The 602-nt window shown below is 75.9% G+C and carries 1 protein-coding gene; it reads left to right on the top strand.

All coding sequences use genetic code 11. The features are described from left to right. A partial coding sequence (locus KN815_RS48890) for a nitrate- and nitrite sensing domain-containing protein (protein ID WP_216348173.1) occupies nucleotides 1-602 on the top strand: 602 nt, incomplete at both ends.

Raw genomic sequence — 602 nt, 5'->3', positions numbered from 1 at the left:
CCCGCTCGGCCGCGCGGTCGAGGAGGCGTCCGCCACCCGCGGACTGCTGCTGGCCGCGCTCGACGCGGGCGGCGGCCAGCCCACGCTGGTCTCCGCCGCCCAGCGGACCAACCTCCGCGAGCAGTCCGCGCTCGCCGACTTCGAGCAGCTCGCCCCGGCCGCCATGCGCGACGCCTACGACCGCACCGTCAACGGCACCGAGGTCAGCGACGCCGAGCGCTATCTCGCCCGGCTCACCGACCAGAACCGCTTCGCGGGCAATGACTTCTTCCTCGACGAGGACCGCGTCCAGGCCGGCCTGGACACCCGGATCGACCGGATGCGCGGCGCGCAGTCCTCGCTGGCCTCGTCCGAGGCCGCCCAGCTCGCCCGGCTGCGGGACGACGAGGTCACCGACCTCGAGCTGCGCATCGGCATCGTCGGCGCCGCCCTGCTGGTCGCCCTCGGCGCCGGGGTGCACAGCGCCCGCTCGATGACCAGGCCGCTGGCCGCGCTGCGGCTCGGTGCCCGGCGGGTCGCGGCCGATCCGGCGGCCGAGGAGCCGGTCGCGTTCAAGGGCCGCGACGACGAGTACGCGGACGCCGTACGGGCCGTCAACGAAC

Origin of the sequence: Streptomyces niphimycinicus (genome assembly GCF_018883605.1) — a bacterium.
GTDB lineage: Bacteria > Actinomycetota > Actinomycetes > Streptomycetales > Streptomycetaceae > Streptomyces > Streptomyces niphimycinicus.
This window is presented reverse-complemented; position numbering and strand designations above follow the sequence as displayed.